Source organism: Paenibacillus sp. NPDC101420 (assembly GCF_050277435.1).
Taxonomy (GTDB): Bacteria; Bacillota; Bacilli; order Paenibacillales; family Paenibacillaceae; genus Paenibacillus_AQ.
In genome coordinates, this window is the sequence record NZ_JBNNSE010000003.1 from 220675 (window position 1) to 237071 (window position 16397).

17 protein-coding genes and 1 riboswitch are annotated in these 16397 nt (G+C 43.7%); of the genes, 12 read left to right on the forward strand and 5 right to left on the reverse strand.

What is annotated here, in order from left to right; genetic code table 11:
* The first annotated feature begins 13 nt into the window (after positions 1–13).
* From ACQKMP_RS16265 to ACQKMP_RS16285, 5 genes are all read left to right on the forward strand, one after another.
* Positions 14–988 (forward strand): NAD-dependent epimerase/dehydratase family protein, encoded by a 975-nt coding sequence (locus ACQKMP_RS16265; RefSeq protein ID WP_427469937.1) that lies wholly within the window; start codon positions 14–16, stop codon positions 986–988.
* A gap of 84 nt (positions 989–1072) precedes the next feature.
* Positions 1073–1429, forward strand: a complete 357-nt coding sequence (locus ACQKMP_RS16270) for a nucleotide excision repair endonuclease (RefSeq protein ID WP_042192814.1) — start codon at positions 1073–1075, stop codon at positions 1427–1429.
* 127 nt (positions 1430–1556) lie between these two features.
* Complete coding sequence (locus ACQKMP_RS16275) at positions 1557–2219, forward strand: glycosyltransferase (RefSeq protein WP_427469939.1); 663 nt, start codon at positions 1557–1559, stop codon at positions 2217–2219.
* Positions 2220–2396: 177 nt separating this feature from the next.
* Positions 2397–3119 carry a hypothetical protein gene (locus ACQKMP_RS16280; protein WP_042192810.1) on the forward strand — a complete coding sequence of 241 codons (723 nt, stop codon included), beginning with the start codon at positions 2397–2399 and terminating at the stop codon, positions 3117–3119.
* A gap of 5 nt (positions 3120–3124) precedes the next feature.
* A complete protein-coding gene (locus ACQKMP_RS16285) occupies positions 3125–4420 on the forward strand; it encodes a polysaccharide deacetylase family protein (RefSeq protein WP_427469941.1) in 1296 nt (431 codons plus the stop codon).
* A gap of 23 nt (positions 4421–4443) precedes the next feature.
* Here ACQKMP_RS16285 and ACQKMP_RS16290 read toward each other — a convergent pair whose 3' ends face one another.
* The gene (locus tag ACQKMP_RS16290; RefSeq protein WP_427469943.1) at positions 4444–5505 is read right to left on the reverse strand and encodes an endonuclease/exonuclease/phosphatase family protein; all 1062 of its coding nucleotides are present in this window, start codon (positions 5503–5505) and stop codon (positions 4444–4446) included.
* Between the two features lie 156 nt (positions 5506–5661).
* On the opposite strand from ACQKMP_RS16290, the gene rlmN reads away from it, so the two are divergent.
* The 4 genes from rlmN (at position 5662) to ACQKMP_RS16310 (ending at position 8875) form a co-directional block, all read left to right on the forward strand.
* Complete coding sequence (gene rlmN, locus ACQKMP_RS16295; RefSeq protein WP_042192804.1) at positions 5662–6732, forward strand: 23S rRNA (adenine(2503)-C(2))-methyltransferase RlmN; 1071 nt, start codon at positions 5662–5664, stop codon at positions 6730–6732.
* Positions 6733–6809: 77 nt separating this feature from the next.
* Positions 6810–7097, forward strand: a complete 288-nt coding sequence (locus ACQKMP_RS16300; protein ID WP_042192802.1) for a DUF6509 family protein — start codon at positions 6810–6812, stop codon at positions 7095–7097.
* A gap of 217 nt (positions 7098–7314) precedes the next feature.
* Entirely contained in the window at positions 7315–7794 is a 480-nt protein-coding gene (gene greA / locus ACQKMP_RS16305; RefSeq protein WP_042131553.1) for a transcription elongation factor GreA, read from the forward strand.
* A 151-nt stretch (positions 7795–7945) separates the two neighbouring features.
* The gene (locus ACQKMP_RS16310; RefSeq protein WP_427469946.1) at positions 7946–8875 is read left to right on the forward strand and encodes an AEC family transporter; all 930 of its coding nucleotides are present in this window, start codon (positions 7946–7948) and stop codon (positions 8873–8875) included.
* A 76-nt stretch (positions 8876–8951) separates the two neighbouring features.
* On the opposite strand, the gene ACQKMP_RS16315 is transcribed toward ACQKMP_RS16310, so the two are convergent.
* From ACQKMP_RS16315 to ACQKMP_RS16330, 4 genes are all read right to left on the reverse strand, one after another.
* On the reverse strand, positions 8952–9794 hold the full coding sequence (locus ACQKMP_RS16315) for an aldo/keto reductase (protein WP_339243952.1): 843 nt from the start codon (positions 9792–9794) through the stop codon (positions 8952–8954).
* Positions 9795–9851: 57 nt separating this feature from the next.
* Positions 9852–11060 (reverse strand): MFS transporter, encoded by a 1209-nt coding sequence (locus ACQKMP_RS16320; RefSeq protein WP_427469948.1) that lies wholly within the window; start codon positions 11058–11060, stop codon positions 9852–9854.
* Positions 11061–11298: 238 nt separating this feature from the next.
* A complete protein-coding gene (locus ACQKMP_RS16325; protein ID WP_427469950.1) occupies positions 11299–12267 on the reverse strand; it encodes a Gfo/Idh/MocA family protein in 969 nt (322 codons plus the stop codon).
* Between the two features lie 154 nt (positions 12268–12421).
* Positions 12422–12775, reverse strand: a complete 354-nt coding sequence (locus ACQKMP_RS16330) for a ribose-5-phosphate isomerase A (RefSeq protein ID WP_427470277.1) — start codon at positions 12773–12775, stop codon at positions 12422–12424.
* Positions 12776–12917: 142 nt separating this feature from the next.
* Between ACQKMP_RS16330 and ACQKMP_RS16335 the strand changes: the two genes are divergently transcribed.
* The 3 genes from ACQKMP_RS16335 to ACQKMP_RS16345 all read left to right on the forward strand — a co-directional run bounded on the left by ACQKMP_RS16335 (position 12918) and on the right by ACQKMP_RS16345 (position 16184).
* Positions 12918–13865 carry a sugar-binding transcriptional regulator gene (locus ACQKMP_RS16335; protein ID WP_427469951.1) on the forward strand — a complete coding sequence of 316 codons (948 nt, stop codon included), beginning with the start codon at positions 12918–12920 and terminating at the stop codon, positions 13863–13865.
* Between the two features lie 116 nt (positions 13866–13981).
* Positions 13982–14085, forward strand: a riboswitch (purine riboswitch).
* 171 nt (positions 14086–14256) lie between these two features.
* Positions 14257–14871: a xanthine phosphoribosyltransferase gene (locus ACQKMP_RS16340; RefSeq protein WP_339799366.1), complete on the forward strand. Its 615-nt coding sequence runs from the start codon at positions 14257–14259 to the stop codon at positions 14869–14871.
* Entirely contained in the window at positions 14865–16184 is a 1320-nt protein-coding gene (locus ACQKMP_RS16345; protein WP_042192787.1) for a nucleobase:cation symporter-2 family protein, read from the forward strand. Before ACQKMP_RS16340 ends, ACQKMP_RS16345 begins: the two co-directional genes overlap by 7 nt.
* Positions 16185–16397 lie beyond the last annotated feature (213 nt).

The following is a 16397-nucleotide window of genomic DNA, read 5'->3' on the forward strand; positions in this document are numbered from 1 at the left end:
GGAGGAATGATTTATGTTAACAAAAGCGCTTGTGCTTGGTGCAACCGGGGGAACAGGGACGGTAATTATCGCTGAATTATTAAAAAGAGGGATAGAAACGGTGGCCTTTGGGCGATCGATTCCAAAGTTGGAGAAGCTTGCAACGAAGCTGGGTAATCCCGCCGCTCTTAAGCTAATAGCAGGGGACGTATTTAATGCGAAGGACGTATTATCAGCTGCACAGGATGTGGATGTTATTTTTCATAGTGCATCTGTTCCGTATAATGAAATGAGCACACGACTGTTACCTATGGGAGAGGCGGTCATGGAGGCGGCTAATAAGCTGGGGATAAAGGTTGTCGCAGTGGATGGCATTTATCCTTATGGAAGAAGACAGAATGACAAGCCAATCGACGAGGAATATCCGAAGAATCCGCATACAAAAAAAGGTAAAGTGAAACTTGAGTTTGAACAAATGTTTTTTAGCCAGCGTTGGAGTAAAGCACAGCGGCTCATTGTCCGTTTACCGGATTATTATGGACCTACTGCCAATGAGGCTTCCTATTTAGGATCGACTCTGGAGTCCATCGCTGCAGGTAAACCTGCAGTGTTCATCGGAAATATGACCGTTGCCCGTGAGTATGTGTATTTGCCGGATGCTGCTATCATGATTATTGAGCTCGCTAGTAGAGATGAAGCTTATGGTCAGAATTGGAACATTCCCGGGGCAGGCACAATCTCAGGACGAGATATCGTTAGAATAGCGCAAGCAGCAAGCGGCTCCAAGAAGCCTGTTATCTCATTAGGAAAGACTGGACTATCGCTGCTCGGTATATTCGTTCCAGTCATGAAAGAGATTGTTGAGATGCTGTATTTAACCAAAGAGCCTGTGGTCCTAAGCGGTGGTAAATACGAGCGTGTTGTGGGTCCAATTCCCGCTACTCCTTTTGAGCAAGGGATAACAGAGACTGTTCAAGTTCTAATGAGTCGTCAGTCCAAGGCAGAATAAAGAGCCAGGCTCATTGTGAAAGATAGAATAAAAGGCTAACTTATGATACTATTTACTCCTATATAGAAAGAGGACGTGAGCTAAATGATCAACATAACTATGCCCAATGTGGATGTTAGTATTACTAAACAAATCAACCCGCAGTTAAGCAATATCTACGGATTCACTGATTTCCATCTGATTCCTAGAGATTACGGCGGTATCTTTATGTTCTACAATGACCAAGATGAGTTGTTGTTTGTAGGTAAAGCGAGAAAGCTAAGACCCAGAATCAAAAAACATTTTGAAGATACCGTATCTGATATTAAGCTGCATCGGGACGAGGTCACCAGAATTGATGTAAGTTTAATCGAGAGCCCCGTTCATAGAGAGATCTACGAAACGTATATCATTAATGAATTGAAGTCTAAATACAATGTAGATAAAGTGATGTTCAGATAAGTTTAAGGAAGAGGCGCCGTCTAATGACGGTGCTTTTTTTTATGTAAAAGAAGATAGGAATGAAATAAGAGCATCGGTACACACTATACAAGATTGTTAATAGATGCTTAAAAGGAGATAGGTCATATTGAAGCCTAAGTTTTTGATTGCGAAGTTAGTTTTTGTGTGTATGTTCCTTGTTGTTAGTGTAATGCCTGTAACTGCCGATGCTGCAGCCAAAGAGAAAAAGAGTTCACAAAAGCAATGCTTTACGCCCTCTGTAATAGAGCTTAAGGATAATCTCAGGAAACTATGGAGCGACCATGTGATATGGACGAAAAACTACATAGTTAGCGCCTTTGCGAATTCCGAGGACAAAGAGAAGGTACTGGCAAGGTTGCTACAGAATCAGCAGGAGATAGGGAATGTTTATAAGCCGTATTACGGTGAGGCAGTAGGTGATAAGCTAGCTCAATTATTGCGGGAGCATATCCTTATTGCCGGAAAGGTAGTTGCTGCTGCACTAGCAGGTAATCAGGCGGATTTGGAAAAATACAATAAAGAGTGGTACGACAACGCTGACGACATTGCTAAGTTCCTTAGCGCACAGAATCCCAAATATTCGTATGAACAATTGAAAGAGATGCTTCATGAACATTTGGAGCTAATAACGGATGATGTGACAGCTAGAGCTAAAAAGGATTGGGATGCCGAGATCGTCGCTTTCGATAAAGGGCTCGAGCATATGATTATGTTTGGAGATATACTAACCGAAGGTATTGTTAAACAATTCCCCGATAAATTTAATTAAAACCAGAGCACCCGCAAGGGTGCTTTTTTCTTGTTATTGGCAAGAATTTAGGTCTTTTGATCCAATTCAAAAAGTTAGATATAAAGGCTCACTTACAGACAAGACAAGTAAACTATAATAGACTCGTGGGCACTCGACATTTTTTGACATTTTTTTATAATTGAGGTGATAAGATCAATGATTTCTCCCTTTTTTAAAAAGAAAGATTCAGTGGATAAGCAGTCCAAACCGGGTATGGTTCAAAAGGTGCAATTATCAGAAGAGCAGGGCGAGGAAGTAGAGGAACAGATTGCTGGCGAGACTTTAGCAGGAGTGGTTACTACAGGGAAAGCGCCGCTTGATAAAAAATCACTCGATTTGATCTTCTCCGTGGAGCAGATCATTCAGGCCAGACAGCATGCTGAGACGAATATTAATGAACTTCAGGATCGGTTGACTCATTCCAGCAGCCATGTTGAACGTTTGAACCGGGACATGAAGAATCTCAATAAAGTGATTGAGGAAAGAGAGAAGAACGTTCGAGAGCTTGAGCATAAATTGATTGAGAAGAATCTGAAAGTCGATCAAGTGCTGGAAGATTATCGGGAGCTTCAGACTACCCTCACTGCAGAGATTGAAGAATTAAAGAGTACGATTGATCTGGAGCATCAAAAGTATGTAAATCTGATCCAAAAGCATAACGAAGCTCATGCAGAGAAGCTCAAGAAGATGAATGATCTGGAAGAGAAGCTTGGACGGATTGAAACTGAGAACGCGCATTTAAGACAGAAATACGATACGATCCGCCAAGAAAAAGCATATCTCTCCGGTATGATCAGCGATTTTACCAATCGTATGACCGTTCCTTTTGGGAATGGAAGCACACTGGCGGGACGAAATGACGAAAACGGAGATACATAAGATTCATGGCAATGAATGAACCGAGCACTGTTCTAATGATTGAGTTGCTGTCGCTTGAGCATGAACAGGCCGGTTACCAGATTGAAGTAGGTTTAACCCGTGATATTGGGTATGCCAGACGCATGCTAAACATAGACGAATTTACATATGAACAACTAAACGCGCTGGCTCCCTTTTTCGGGGAAAGAATGAGATTGTCATTGTATCCGAAGTGGGATCCATTTCGCAACAGTTATTACAGCACACTGATTATTATGAACCAAACCTTCAGCGAAACCATGTATTTTGCCTGCTCTGAATATTATGTGTCTCAGCTTCTTCAATTAAAGCAAGTGAACGATCCCCATGTACAGGAAGAGATTACTGTTGAAACTACGCCACCCTCTATACCTCCAGCACGCAGGCTAAGAAAGAAGAGCAAAAAACGGGTTGGAAGACTTAGACTGCAGAGTATCATGTTCGCTTGTTTAGTCGTTATATTGTTGTCTCTTCGAATGGGTGGTCAAGATATGGATCGTGCAGAAGGATTGGAAGGTCCCTCACTAGGCGCCAGCGCTGAGGGGATCGAGAAAATAGTCTCTCTACCATTCATTCCTCCTATTGGTAAGATAGAAGCGAGCCCTAGCCAGCAAGAGGAGTCTGAGCCTACGCCAGAACCTTCTAAACCTACACCAGAACCTACAGAGCCTCCTCAAGAACAAACACAGCGGTATGAGGAGATTAAATTAACCGGGAATAAATACACCTATAGCCTGCCGAAGGGTTACGTGGCCTTGTCATTTGATGATGGTCCGTCGAAGTATACGAAAGAAATCGTAGATATTCTAGTAGAACATGAGGTGGCAGCCACCTTTTTATTTGTTGGGAATAAGGTCGCTCATAATGTGGAAGCGGTTAAGTATGCGAATGAACATCAGATGTCGATTGGAAGTCATTCGTGGGATCATAGCAAGATGACCGACAATGGGGCTAACCAGAATCAGAATAATTTGGCGAAGGCTAACCGGGCATTGGAGCAAATCATTCAATCGCCGATTACTGTTTTTCGGCCGCCATATGGTGCGATTAATGATAAGTTAGCAGCCAAAGTGACAGAACAGCAGATGAAAGTATTGTTATGGAATCGTGATTCCGAGGATTGGAGACGCAAGACCTCAGAAGACGTCATTCAATTTGTTCATCATACTGATCCGTCCGGTGCTGTATATCTTTTTCACGAAAAGAAAATTACCGTAGAGGCATTGCCTGCCATCATTCAGTATCTAAAAGGGAAAAACATGAAATTCGTCATTTTTAAATAACATCAATGGTCCATGATTGGGTCTTATCTTAGAATAAGAGTAGCTGTTACAGGGTTATGATCGCTGTGTTCAAAAGATAGGTCATGGCCCTGTACGCCACTTATTGTGATATTCGGTGAAACTAGGAAGCCATCAATTACAGCCCGGAAATTCACACCTTCTGAATAAGCTACATCAAGTGTCCGGACGGACGGCACTTTAGCATCGACAGCCCATTGAAAGCCCTCCGGTTTGAAATCTTCAGGGAACTGCTGCAGCCATTCTGGCCAAGCTTGTGTAGTCTCAAAGGCCTCAGGGGTTGTGCCCGGTAAAGAATGATTCCAGTCTCCGCCTAAGATGAGGTAATTGCCTTTATCATTCTCTCTCTGAATATAAGTAGAAAGATATTCTAATTGCTGCTTGCGAATCGTTCCCCCTTGGTCAAAGGCTGATAAATGAAGGTTGATCAGGATCAGTTCTTTCCCGTTATCGACGGGGAATCTGCTCTCCAAAAAGGCGCGGTCAAGTTCAAACAGTTGACGAGGCCAGCTTTCTTTTCCCGGAAGATCATATCTAACGTTACTTGTGCTACTGAATTTAGATAAGGTTAATAAACCGCTATTTACTGAGCCCATCGGATCAAGAACGGGAATCGGTACCCAAGGCACCTTGTAGTTCGTTGCGAATACGTTGCTGTAATCAGAGAAGGTATTCGATAAAAAGGAGACCTCATCTATATGGTTGCTACGAGAAGAATCGAGATCTACCTCCTGCAACATAAATAAATCTGAGCCTGAAGTGGTCATTAGAGAGGCTATTGCCTCAAGATTTGTCTTCGTTTGTTCCTCGCTGCTTGAACGTGATTTGGTCCCGCCATCCATAAAGAAATCCTGATCCTTATCCAGCCCAGCATAGCCAATATTAAAGGTTGTTATTGCAAAAGGTTCTCCCTGCTTCATCATTTGTTCCTGATTATGGTTTACCGTTAGTGGAGTAGTCTCCTTCGGCTTATAATCGGTAATGGTAATATACAGTAAAAAGCCACCAAAGATTAGAACGGCAGCTAGAAGGGCAAAACCGATGATTTTTATTGTGGTTGAGCTCATTTGATTCGATCTCTCCTCAGATGTAATTTCATGGAACGGACTTCTAATGGTGTAAACTTCGACGCTTCGCTACAACTCCCCTTGTTTAAATAAAAAAAATTTGAGACAATGAGTAGTGATGGACTGAACTTTAATGTTTTGAAAAGAGGATAACGAATGAATATGGAATCCATTTATGGATTAACTTTTGATCAACTGGCGGCATGGCTGTTAGAACGTGGACATAAAAAATTTCGAGCTACGCAGGTCTGGGATTGGCTTTATCGGAAGCGGATTACAGAATTCTCAGAAATGCTCGATGTAAATAAAGATTGTGTAGAATTATTGGAGCAGCACTATGTGATCCATACGTTGGAAGAACATGTGAAGCAGGAGTCTGCGGATGGGACGATCAAGTTCCTGTTCCGTTTGAAGGATGGCAACCTGATCGAGACGGTGCTTATGAGACAGAAATACGGTTTGTCCGTATGTGTCACGACTCAGGTTGGATGTAATATCGGCTGCAGCTTTTGCGCTAGTGGACTGTTAGCGAAGAGTCGTGATCTTTCCAGCGGTGAAATTGTAGAGCAGATTATGAAGGTTCAGCAGCATTTGGATGCAGCAAACCTCGAACAAAAGGTTAGTCACGTTGTAGTCATGGGAATTGGCGAACCGTTCGACAACTTCAAGAACCTGCTCAATTTCTTATCGATTATTAAGGACCACAAAGGATTAGCCATCGCAGGAAGAGGTATTACTGTATCGACGAGTGGGCTTGCTAACAAAATCGTTGAATTTGCCGATGCGAATACACAGGTGAACTTGGCAGTATCGCTTCACGCGCCTAATAATGAGCTGCGGACGAAGATTATGAAGATTAACAAGGCCATTCCAATTGAGAAGCTAATGGAGTCCATAGATTATTATTTGGAAAAAACAAATCGCAGAATTACGTTAGAATACATTCTGATGAAGGATGTAAATGACGGCAAGGAGCATGCGCTTGAGCTGACCGAGCTAATCGGCGACCGGCGCCAGCTCGTCAATGTGAACTTGATTCCTTATAATCCAGTCGATGAGCACAGTCAATATCAAAGAAGCGAGCGGGAGACCGTACGAGCCTTTTTTGATACCTTGAAGAAGCAGGGCGTCAGCGTAAGCACTCGTCTGGAGCATGGTGTAGATATTGATGCTGCTTGCGGACAATTGCGAAGCAAGCAGATCAAGAAGTCGAAAGCTATGGCTTGAGGGACGGGCGACCCCTTCATGCAGCTTTTTGTGATACAATGACGTGGCAGGTATTAGGAAAAGAGGTTGATTGAGCAATGTTGACATTTACAAGCTACAACGTGGAGAATGTTAAAGATCCTTTTGGTATACTAACCGGTAAACGGTATGAATTCGTGGTTCAACTGGATGTTCCAGAAGATGATGAGCTCTATGTAGAGAACGGAGTATCCGCTAGAGCGATTATTAAAGTGGATGAAGATCAAGTTAGCATCGTGAGTTATGATCTACAGGAGACAACAACAGGTCAGTTGCTTGACTTTGATATGGAAGAGGACGAGGAAGCAGCATTACTCCTTTTCTGTAAAGAGCATTTGCCAGAATAATGATGCAGCATTGACATCCTTGCCCAATGTTCAATTGTGGCAGGGATTTTTATTTAAATATAAGAAAGTATAGGTTTTGCACCTATACTTTAATTTTTATATTTCTCGCTTAAACGCTTACCGTCCTTACAAGGACGCCGAAGGCGTTTATGCTTGTCGCATGAATGTGAAATATAGGTTAAAATATTAAAAAGCATCCAAAATAGGAGTTGTATACATGTCTAATGAAGAAGTGTTCTTGACCAAAGAAGGATTGGCTCAATTAGAGGAAGAACTGAAGGAATTGAAGGGCCCAGGGCGCAAGGAATTGGCAGCACGGCTCAAATTGGCGATCAGCTATGGAGACTTGAAGGAAAATAGCGAGTACCATTCGGCCAAGGACGACCAATCGTTCATGGAGACTCGTATTATGATTTTGGAGAAAATGCTGACCAAAGCCAAGATCGTAGATGAGAGTCAGATGGATCTGTCAAAGGTTAGTATGGGTTGTATCGTTACCCTGAACGATATCGAATACTCCGAGAAGATTGAATATAGAATTGTAGGGGCTGCTGAAGCAGATGTCCTAAACAACAAGATTTCCTATGAAAGTCCGCTGGGCAAGGAATTGCTGGGTAAAAAAGTCGGGGATATCGTTAGTGTAAACGCACCAATGGGTATCATCAAATATGAATTGCTTGAAATCAAAATGATGTAACACATGATAAAAAGGTCTCAAACCCGTTATAGGGGTTGAGACCTTTTTTAATTATAGGTAATGGCTATTGTGTATATTGATTTCATATCTTAGACGTCTTGCTCTGTTGCGCTTATAGTTTAGAGTAACTTAGAGCAGAGGAGTACTGTTCATGATCCAGAGCGTGTTATCAACGTTGTATCAAGTCATCGTGCCATTATCCATTCCGGTGATCGTCGGTGCACTGCTTGGACGGTTTAAGAATTTGGATACCAAGCCGTTATTGACGCTCTATTTATACTTTTTAACGCCGGCTATTATTCTTAATACACTGGCTACGGCCGAGATTTCTATGGATGATATTTACAAGACGCTCGCTTTTTCGCTGCTAAATCTGTGCTTTTTATGGGCGATTGCAAATATCATCGGAAAGTTATTGAAGATCGGCCCCTCTGAAATATCGGGATTGACTCTGGTCTCGACATTTACGAATAGTGTGAATTATGGACTTCCCTTGGTGTTGCTGGCTTTCGGACAGCTTGGGCTCGATAAGGCTTCTGTGTATGTGATTGGGCAGATGATTATCGTGAATACTGTGGGCGTTTATTTTGCGGCTAGATCGCAGTTCTCGGTGAAAAATGCGGTAAAGTCCGTGTTCTCTCTCCCTGCCATCTATGCAGCTATGCTATCACTTTTTCTTAGAATATTTGACCTGCATTTACCTTTTGAGCTTGCTACAGGGGTCTCCATGGTTGCCGGAGGTTATTCACCAGTCGTACTGGCGATTCTGGGTGCACAGATGGTCAAAGTACGAACCATGTCATCTGAACGTAAGGGTCAGTCTACTTTTTGGACAGGGATGATCATTCGATTAATCTTAGCTCCACTAGTGGCATACCTCGGATTATCTATTCTGCATATTGATGGTATTTTATTCTCTGTGCTGCTGATTCTGGCCTCCATGCCAGTTGCCGTCAACGCGGTGGTATTAGCGGAACGATTTGACGCCTCTCCAGAGCTGGTATCCAAATGTATTTTATGGACGACACTTGCTTCCTTTCTTGTGTTGCCGATCCTTATTGTGCTAGTGCAAGGGGCGTAAAGACAAAAAGGACCCCTCTTTCATTTCTGAAAGATAGGGTCTTTTTTTACTGTTACTTAACCTAGTGGTTAATCTCTTAGAAGTCGAAATTATCAGGGTCAGGACCTACCCGTTGATCTTGGTTCAGAGCGTTGATTAGATTCATATCCTCTTCTGTTAACAGAAAATCAAACACATCTACGTTTTCGATGATCCGGTGCTCTTTAGTAGACTTTGGAATGGTAATAATTCCACGCTGCAGGTCCCAACGGATAATCACTTGAGCTACGGATTTACTGTGTTTAGCTGCAATTTGTTTCAGTACAGGCTGATCCAACAATTGCCCTTGCATTAATGGAGACCAAGCCTCCAGTTGAATTCCTTGTTCCTGGCAGAAGCTAAGCAGCGCTTGCTGACTCAAATAAGGATGGAGCTCCACTTGGTTTACCATCGGCTTAATTTCCGCATCCTTCATCACATCTTCAAGATGATGGATCTGGAAATTGCTGACCCCAATTGCTTTTACGCGTCCCTCTTTATACAAGGTTTCAAGTGCTCTCCAAGTCTCTTTATATTTTCCTTTTACAGGCCAGTGGATAAGATATAGATCAAGGTATTCAAGTCCAAGCTTAGCTAGGCTAGCTTCGTAGGCGGCAATGGTTTCTTCGTAGCCCATATCTGCAGTCCAGACCTTTGAAGTTACGAAGAGCTCTTCTCTGGACAGGTTGTTGTCCTGCAAAGCTTCTTTGATCGCTTGACCTACGCCAGTCTCATTCTGATAGATCGCTGCTGTATCGATGCTGCGGTAGCCGTGTGCAATAGCAGATTTAACCGCTTGGATCAGCTCAGAGCCTTCTTCGACTTGAAATACACCAAGTCCAAGCCAAGGCATGTTTACCCCGTTGTGTAATGCAGTTGTATCCTGTAGATGTTGAGCCATAATAAAATTACCTCCTGAGATATTTAAAAGTTTATTGGTATGTTAAGGCAAGGCTGATTAAGCAGCCTCAGACTGGAGAAGAGTCTCATCTTTCTTCTCCAGCGCACGACTCCAAGCGGTTAGGAATACAGCGGATAGAACCATTATAGCACCCACCCAAGTGGTATGAATCAGTCCCATATGATCCGTGACGATACCGCCAAGATAAGCCCCGATGGCAATGCCAGCATTAAAAGCAGCAATATTCAGCGCAGATGCCACATCTCGCGCACTCGGAGCATATCGATCTGCAAGTGTAACTACGTGTACTTGTAGACCAGGTACGTTCATGAAGGCTAACAATCCCATAAAGAAGATCGTAAGTAGTGCGGCCACTTTAAAGGGTGCGGTAAAGGTTAAGACGAACAGTACAACAGCTTGTATAGCAAACATGTAGAACAGGGCATTCATAGGGTTACGGTTGGCTAATTTTCCTCCAATGACATTGCCGATGGCGATCGCTATGCCATAAACAAGAAGGATGATGGCAACGGTACTCTCTTTGAAACCGCTGATTTCATGAAGAAGTGGAGATAAATAAGTAAAGACTACAAAGGTACCTCCATACCCTAAAGCAGTGACTGCGAAGGCAAGCAGTAACCGTCCGTTCTTCACGAGTTTGACTTGTTCGCGAAGCGGTGTTCGGGTTCCTTTGCGCAGCCCTGTGGCAGGGACCAAGATCAGATTGCCGATAAGCGCTATAAGCCCGATGGCAATAATGGCGATGAATGCAGCTCTCCAGCCTAACTGTTGCCCTAGAAAGGTACCCAGTGGCACACCGGTAACAGTAGCTACGGTTAGCCCTGTGAACATGATCGCAATAGCGCTGGCTTTACGATTCTCAGGCACAAGGTCGGCGGCAATGGTCGAAGCAATCGACATGAACAGACCATGCGAAAGGGCAGATATTACTCTAGCTATTAGCAGAATTGTAATACTGTCCGCAGCCGCGGCAAGGCTATTGCCGATAATAAATACAATCATAATGATAAGCAATAATGTTTTGCGCGATATCGCCGTGGTCAGCGACGTTAAGATTGGGGCGCCAAAGGTTACCCCTAAAGCGTACAAAGTAACAGTTAATCCAGCTGTGGTCAGCGGTATATTCAGGTCATCAGCGATTAAAGGCAGCAGCCCTACACTGATAAACTCGGTGGTTCCGATCGCAAAGGCGCTTATGGCTAAAGCCAAGAGGGCCAGGGTACTTCTTTTTTGATCTAGCAACATGTCGTTCACTCCTACACTTTGTTAATCACCGGCCGGTAAGTGCAATTATGAAGGCATGAGTCATTTAAGTATAGTACGTACTTTAAAGTGCTATAGGTACTAAAAAGTACCTATAAGATATGGCCTAAGGATATTGTCAGTCATTTCTAGAATATTATCCGCGATAAAAAACGTTGGTTCTCCTTCAGTTGAAGGGAATGCCAACGCTTTGATGATTGATCGATTGTGTTCGAATATGTTATTCGAAGCTGTATTTGATTCCCCATTGTTCTCTAACATTACTCATAATGTCCATGACGTCTAAGGAGAGCTTGAGGGTTTCCTGGTTGCCGTTTGCCGCGATATAGCGCTGCATATCCTCGATTTCGTATTGCAGCGCTTTGGAAGTATCGCCGGCTTCGATCGTTTCTAGGGTGCCATCTAAATATTGAATTGTAGCTGTAGAGGCCCGTGGGAAATTGTCTACAGTAATAAAGCCAAGTTCTCCAGCAACGACGCCGCGTTTAGGCATTTTGGAGCGCATGGTCAGGGAGATGACCGCCATTTCATCCGCATCGTTGTTCAGAATGATTCCGGATTGTTCATCGACGCCTGTCTCAAAACGTTTCACCGTCGTTAGAATTTCATACGGCTGTTTGGACAGGAAGAATCTTGTGAAGGACAAGGCATACGTCCCAATATCCAGCAGTGCTCCGCCCGCCAAATCTTTGCTGAAGAAACGGTTGTTCACATCATATTCTTTATGGCTGCCAAAGGAGACCTGCACCATTTTGAGGCGTCCGATCTTACCTTCATCCACGATTTTCCGTAGCTTTTTGTACAGTGGCATATGGTAGATGGTCATAGCCTCTGCGACGACTAAGCTTTTTTGTTTAGCGAGCTCGACGACTTCCTGCAGTTGTTTGCTATTTACGGTGATCGCCTTTTCACAGAGGACATGTTTGTTATTCTGCAAGCTTTCTATGATGTATTCGTAGTGGTTACTATGTGGTGTTGAGATGTAGACGACATCAATTTCTGGATCTTGCAGCATTTCGCTGTAATTGCCATAAGCCTTCTCCGCTCCATATTGGCTCGCGAACGCCTGGGCTTTCTCTAAGGTTCGTGATCCTACCGCATATAAAGTTCCGCCGATGTCATTTAGAGCAGCCGCAAATTCAGTAGCGATACTTCCCGGGCCGATGATTGCCCACTTCAGATTGTTCATGGTTAGCACCTCGCCTGTTTTGATTGTTTGAGCTTACTTAGAGATTACCTTGATTCCATTTGAACCAGCCACAAGTGCTGAGGTAACTTCTTTCGTGAATAGGGAGGTCTCAATGACCCCGTTAATGGCTTTGAGTTCAGTTTGGAGAGCAGTGCTATCCTCTACCTACCAGCAATATATAATGATCCGCCATACTAGCAATCAGTTTTTCTTTCGTATGAATGCCGCCACCACTCTTAAGCGCATGCAGTTGCTCATCCACCTCATCACAGCCGTCAAAAGCAACAGCTATTCGGTCAACGGACCAAGTGGGTACAACCTGCAATCCATTTTGGACACAGAGTGAAGCTGTAGTGAAGGAGGGGGTCACTACCTTTACCCGAAGATCTGCTTCTTTAATATTCCCGATTAAATAGGAAACCGTACTACCCCCACCAAGACCAATGGTTGTGTCGTTCTCAATATATTTTAGAGCTTCTGCGGCGCAAATTTTCTTTCTAAAGTCCATATTCAAAGCCGGTCATCTCCATTAGAAAATTGATAATTTGCACATTTGTGCAATATAATAAAAAATGTGCAAAATAATCGTCTACAGTATAGCTAGGGGTTATGGATTCGTCAAATCCTTGAAAAAAGCGAGGAGTTCTATCATGGATCGAAAAGAAGACAAGAAGCTGCTCATTAAGATTGCACAAATGTACTATGAGCAGAATTTAACGCAAAGTGAAATTTCTAATGAACTTGGCATATATCGCACCACCATAAGTAGGATGCTGAAGAGAGTCCGTGAAGAGGGCATCGTTACAATCACCATCAATTACGATATTGGAGATCATTGTACACTGGAGCAGGAATTGAAAGAACGGTTCAGGCTGAAGGAAGCCATTGTTGTAGAGGTAGACCCAGCCCAGTCCGGGGTGATCAAGCGTAAAGCCATTGGACAGGCTTGTGCAAGATGGCTGGAGCAAGTGATTCAGCCGAAAGATACGATAGGATTCTCTTGGGGAAGCAGCTTAGCTGCCGTTGTAGACAATCTGACCCTCGGACAGAGACCTTTTGTAACCTGTGTTCCTACGGTGGGTGGTCCATCCGGAAAGATGGAGAGCGGGTATCATGTCAATAATATCTGCTACCAAGCTGCCTTAAAGTGGGGTGCGCGCTCATTAATGATTGACGTGCCAGCGATCACAGAGCAAAAGGAAACCAGAGATCAACTGATGCGTTCGCAGTATTACCAGACCATTGCCAAGGCATGGGATCGGCTGGATATCGCTATATTCGGCATTGGATCACCGGAAATTAAAGGTGAAGAGGCATGGCGTGGATTTTATGGCGATGCTGTGATTGATGAGCTGGAGGACGGGAAAGTAGCTGGTGATATTTGCTCGCGTTTTTATGACGGCAATGGATTGCCTGTACGCACAGCAATATCGGACCGAACGTTGACCATTGAGCTGGAGCAGATCAGGCGAGCGAGGTACGCTATTGGTGTAGCGGAATCGCTGGAGAAGGTTTCGGGGATCTTGGGCGCTCTAAATGGCGGGTATATGAATGTGCTCGTAACGACCGAAGAAACGGCGCAGAAGATCTTGGAGTAACCCCTACTAAATGTAAACAATTGAATTTCGTGAAAATAACCTGAAAATGGTATGCAAAACACTAAAAATTTTGCTTGTAAGCACCAGACAGAGCGTGTAAGATATACAAGGTATTCATATCGAACATTAATAAAACTCATATAATCTTGGGGATATGGCCCATAAGTTTCTACCGGATAACCATCGTAATTATCCGACTATGAGTGAAATAGCGCATCTAGGGTTCCGCTTTCTTCTTTGGAGGAAAGGTCTGGACCGAGCGATGCGGACACTATGTAGTGTTACACCACTAAGGGACAAAAGCCCAGAAGGACAGATTCACTTGAGAGAAACGACTCAAGGGATTTGTCCTTTTTTTGTTTTTTTAATGAAGAGGAGAGATTAGTTCACGATGAAAGTACTTCAAGAGCGCATTAGACAAGAGGGTCTTATTTTATCAGATACGGTATTGAAGGTAGATTCATTTCTGAATCATCAGGTCGATACGGAGCTAGCGCTGCAAATCGGTCAGGAGTTCAAAAAGTTGTTCGGTCATCAACCGATCACGAAAGTAATTACTATTGAAGCTAGTGGGATTCAGTTTGCCATGGCTACTGCGATTGCATTAGGTGTACCGTTTGTTTATGCGAAGAAAAAGAAAGCAGTAACGCTCTCAGAGGCTGTCTACTCAGCACCTGTTCATTCCTTTACTCGCCAAGAGGATTACCTGGTCAGCGTCTCCCAGAAATATCTTGGAGCGAATGACAAAGTGCTTATTGTGGATGATTTCCTCGCTACTGGTGCTGCACTTGTGGGATTGGTTGATATCGTAAAAGAGGCGGGAGCAGAGCTCCTTGGCGTCGGTTGTGTCATTGAAAAGAGCTTCCAGGAAGGCCGAAGCCTTCTGGAGAACAGAGGCATAGAAGTCCATGCCTTGGCCCGTATTGCATCTATGTCACCAGGTGAAATTCACTTCATTGATAATGAAAGCTCATTAGAGAAAATCAAGGAGAGTGCGGGATGTTAAGCAAGCAAAAGGTATTTACGTTAGGTCTTCAGCATGTCCTAGCCATGTATGCAGGAGCAGTAATTGTACCGCTGATTGTTGGGGGTGCCTTGAAGCTAAATGGGACTCAAATGGCTTACCTCATTGCAGCCGATTTGTTCACTTGCGGATTGGCTACACTGCTGCAAATAATGGGCACCAAGTATTTTGGTAGCAGGCTCCCAGTTATTCTTGGATGTACCTTTACAGCCGTTGGCCCGATTATTGCGATTGCCTCGACACATAATCTGGCGACTGCGTACGGTGCGATCATTATTTCCGGTTTGTTCGTTGTTCTTGCGGCCCCGCTTTATGGGAAGCTGCTGAAGTTCTTCCCGACCATTGTAACGGGTTCTGTCGTGACCATTATCGGGTTATCTCTTATTCCAGTAGCCATGAATAACGTTGCTGGCGGAGAAGGCAGCGCTGATTTTGGACAACCCCGCAATTTGCTGCTTGCACTAATTACATTACTTGTCATTTTAGCAGTTAATCGTTTCGCAACTGGATTCCTGCGCTCGATCTCAGTTCTGGTAGGTCTTGTGGTGGGTACAGCGATTGCTTATGGAATGGGTATCGTTAACTTTTCTACGGTAGGTGACGCTTCTTGGGTAAGCATCGCACAACCGTTCTACTTCGGATGGCCTGAGTTCAGTCTTACTGCAATCTTCACTATGATCATCGTTAATATTGTTAGTATGGTGGAGTCTACTGGGGTTTATTTTGCAGTTGGTAAAGTAATTGATCAGAAAGTTGAACAGAAGCAGATCGTAAACGGACTGCGTTCCGAGGGAGTAGCAATTATGCTGGGCGGAATCTTTAATGCTTTCCCATACACTGCTTTTTCTCAAAATGTGGGTTTGATTTCGCTGTCTCGCATTAAGACCCGTAATGTTATTTTTGCCGCTGGCGGGATCATGATTGTACTAGGACTCCTGCCTAAGCTGGCTGCCTTGACGACGATTGTACCGAATGCCGTACTTGGTGGAGCCATGATTGTCATGTTCGGATCGGTTGCCGTTTCCGGGATATCCATTCTATCCGATGTGGATCTCCGTAAGGATGGTAATTTACTGATTGCTGCTTGCAGTATTGCTGTTGGCTTAGGTTCAGCAACACTTCCTGCAATGTTCGCAGAGCTGCCTGAATTTGCGCGGATGCTGCTACAGAACGGTATCGTATCCGGTTCGCTTACAGCGATTGTGCTGAACATTGTCCTCTCCAAGACAAAGGATGATGTGCAGGTAGAGGATAACACCGTACCTGTTCTTGCTAAGGAATCTCAAGTCTCCTAAACTTTATTGGATTGATGAAAAGGCTCAGACTAGGTGAAGTACAAACCTAGACTACCTGCAAAGACGAAATAAAAGATCTGACTCGGCTTCATGCACGGGTCAGATCTTTTTTTAAATATAATAATATATTATTCCACGCTTTAAAAAATCCTTATATTTTCTCTAGAAACGATTAACGTCTTTCATGGACGACAACTTCGTTTCTTCTTATGA

Coding starts and splice junctions, on each gene's coding strand:
- ACQKMP_RS16265 (WP_427469937.1), top strand. CDS start 14: ATGTTAACAAAAGCGCTTGTGCTTGGTGCAACCGGGGGAACAGGGACG.
- ACQKMP_RS16270 (WP_042192814.1), top strand. CDS start 1,073: ATGATCAACATAACTATGCCCAATGTGGATGTTAGTATTACTAAACAA.
- ACQKMP_RS16280 (WP_042192810.1), top strand. CDS start 2,397: ATGATTTCTCCCTTTTTTAAAAAGAAAGATTCAGTGGATAAGCAGTCC.
- ACQKMP_RS16285 (WP_427469941.1), top strand. CDS start 3,125: ATGGCAATGAATGAACCGAGCACTGTTCTAATGATTGAGTTGCTGTCG.
- ACQKMP_RS16290 (WP_427469943.1), bottom strand. CDS start 5,505: ATGAGCTCAACCACAATAAAAATCATCGGTTTTGCCCTTCTAGCTGCC.
- rlmN (WP_042192804.1), top strand. CDS start 5,662: ATGAATATGGAATCCATTTATGGATTAACTTTTGATCAACTGGCGGCA.
- ACQKMP_RS16300 (WP_042192802.1), top strand. CDS start 6,810: ATGTTGACATTTACAAGCTACAACGTGGAGAATGTTAAAGATCCTTTT.
- greA (WP_042131553.1), top strand. CDS start 7,315: ATGTCTAATGAAGAAGTGTTCTTGACCAAAGAAGGATTGGCTCAATTA.
- ACQKMP_RS16310 (WP_427469946.1), top strand. CDS start 7,946: ATGATCCAGAGCGTGTTATCAACGTTGTATCAAGTCATCGTGCCATTA.
- ACQKMP_RS16315 (WP_339243952.1), bottom strand. CDS start 9,794: ATGGCTCAACATCTACAGGATACAACTGCATTACACAACGGGGTAAAC.
- ACQKMP_RS16320 (WP_427469948.1), bottom strand. CDS start 11,060: ATGTTGCTAGATCAAAAAAGAAGTACCCTGGCCCTCTTGGCTTTAGCC.
- ACQKMP_RS16325 (WP_427469950.1), bottom strand. CDS start 12,267: ATGAACAATCTGAAGTGGGCAATCATCGGCCCGGGAAGTATCGCTACT.
- ACQKMP_RS16330 (WP_427470277.1), bottom strand. CDS start 12,775: ATGGACTTTAGAAAGAAAATTTGCGCCGCAGAAGCTCTAAAATATATT.
- ACQKMP_RS16335 (WP_427469951.1), top strand. CDS start 12,918: ATGGATCGAAAAGAAGACAAGAAGCTGCTCATTAAGATTGCACAAATG.
- ACQKMP_RS16340 (WP_339799366.1), top strand. CDS start 14,257: ATGAAAGTACTTCAAGAGCGCATTAGACAAGAGGGTCTTATTTTATCA.
- ACQKMP_RS16345 (WP_042192787.1), top strand. CDS start 14,865: ATGTTAAGCAAGCAAAAGGTATTTACGTTAGGTCTTCAGCATGTCCTA.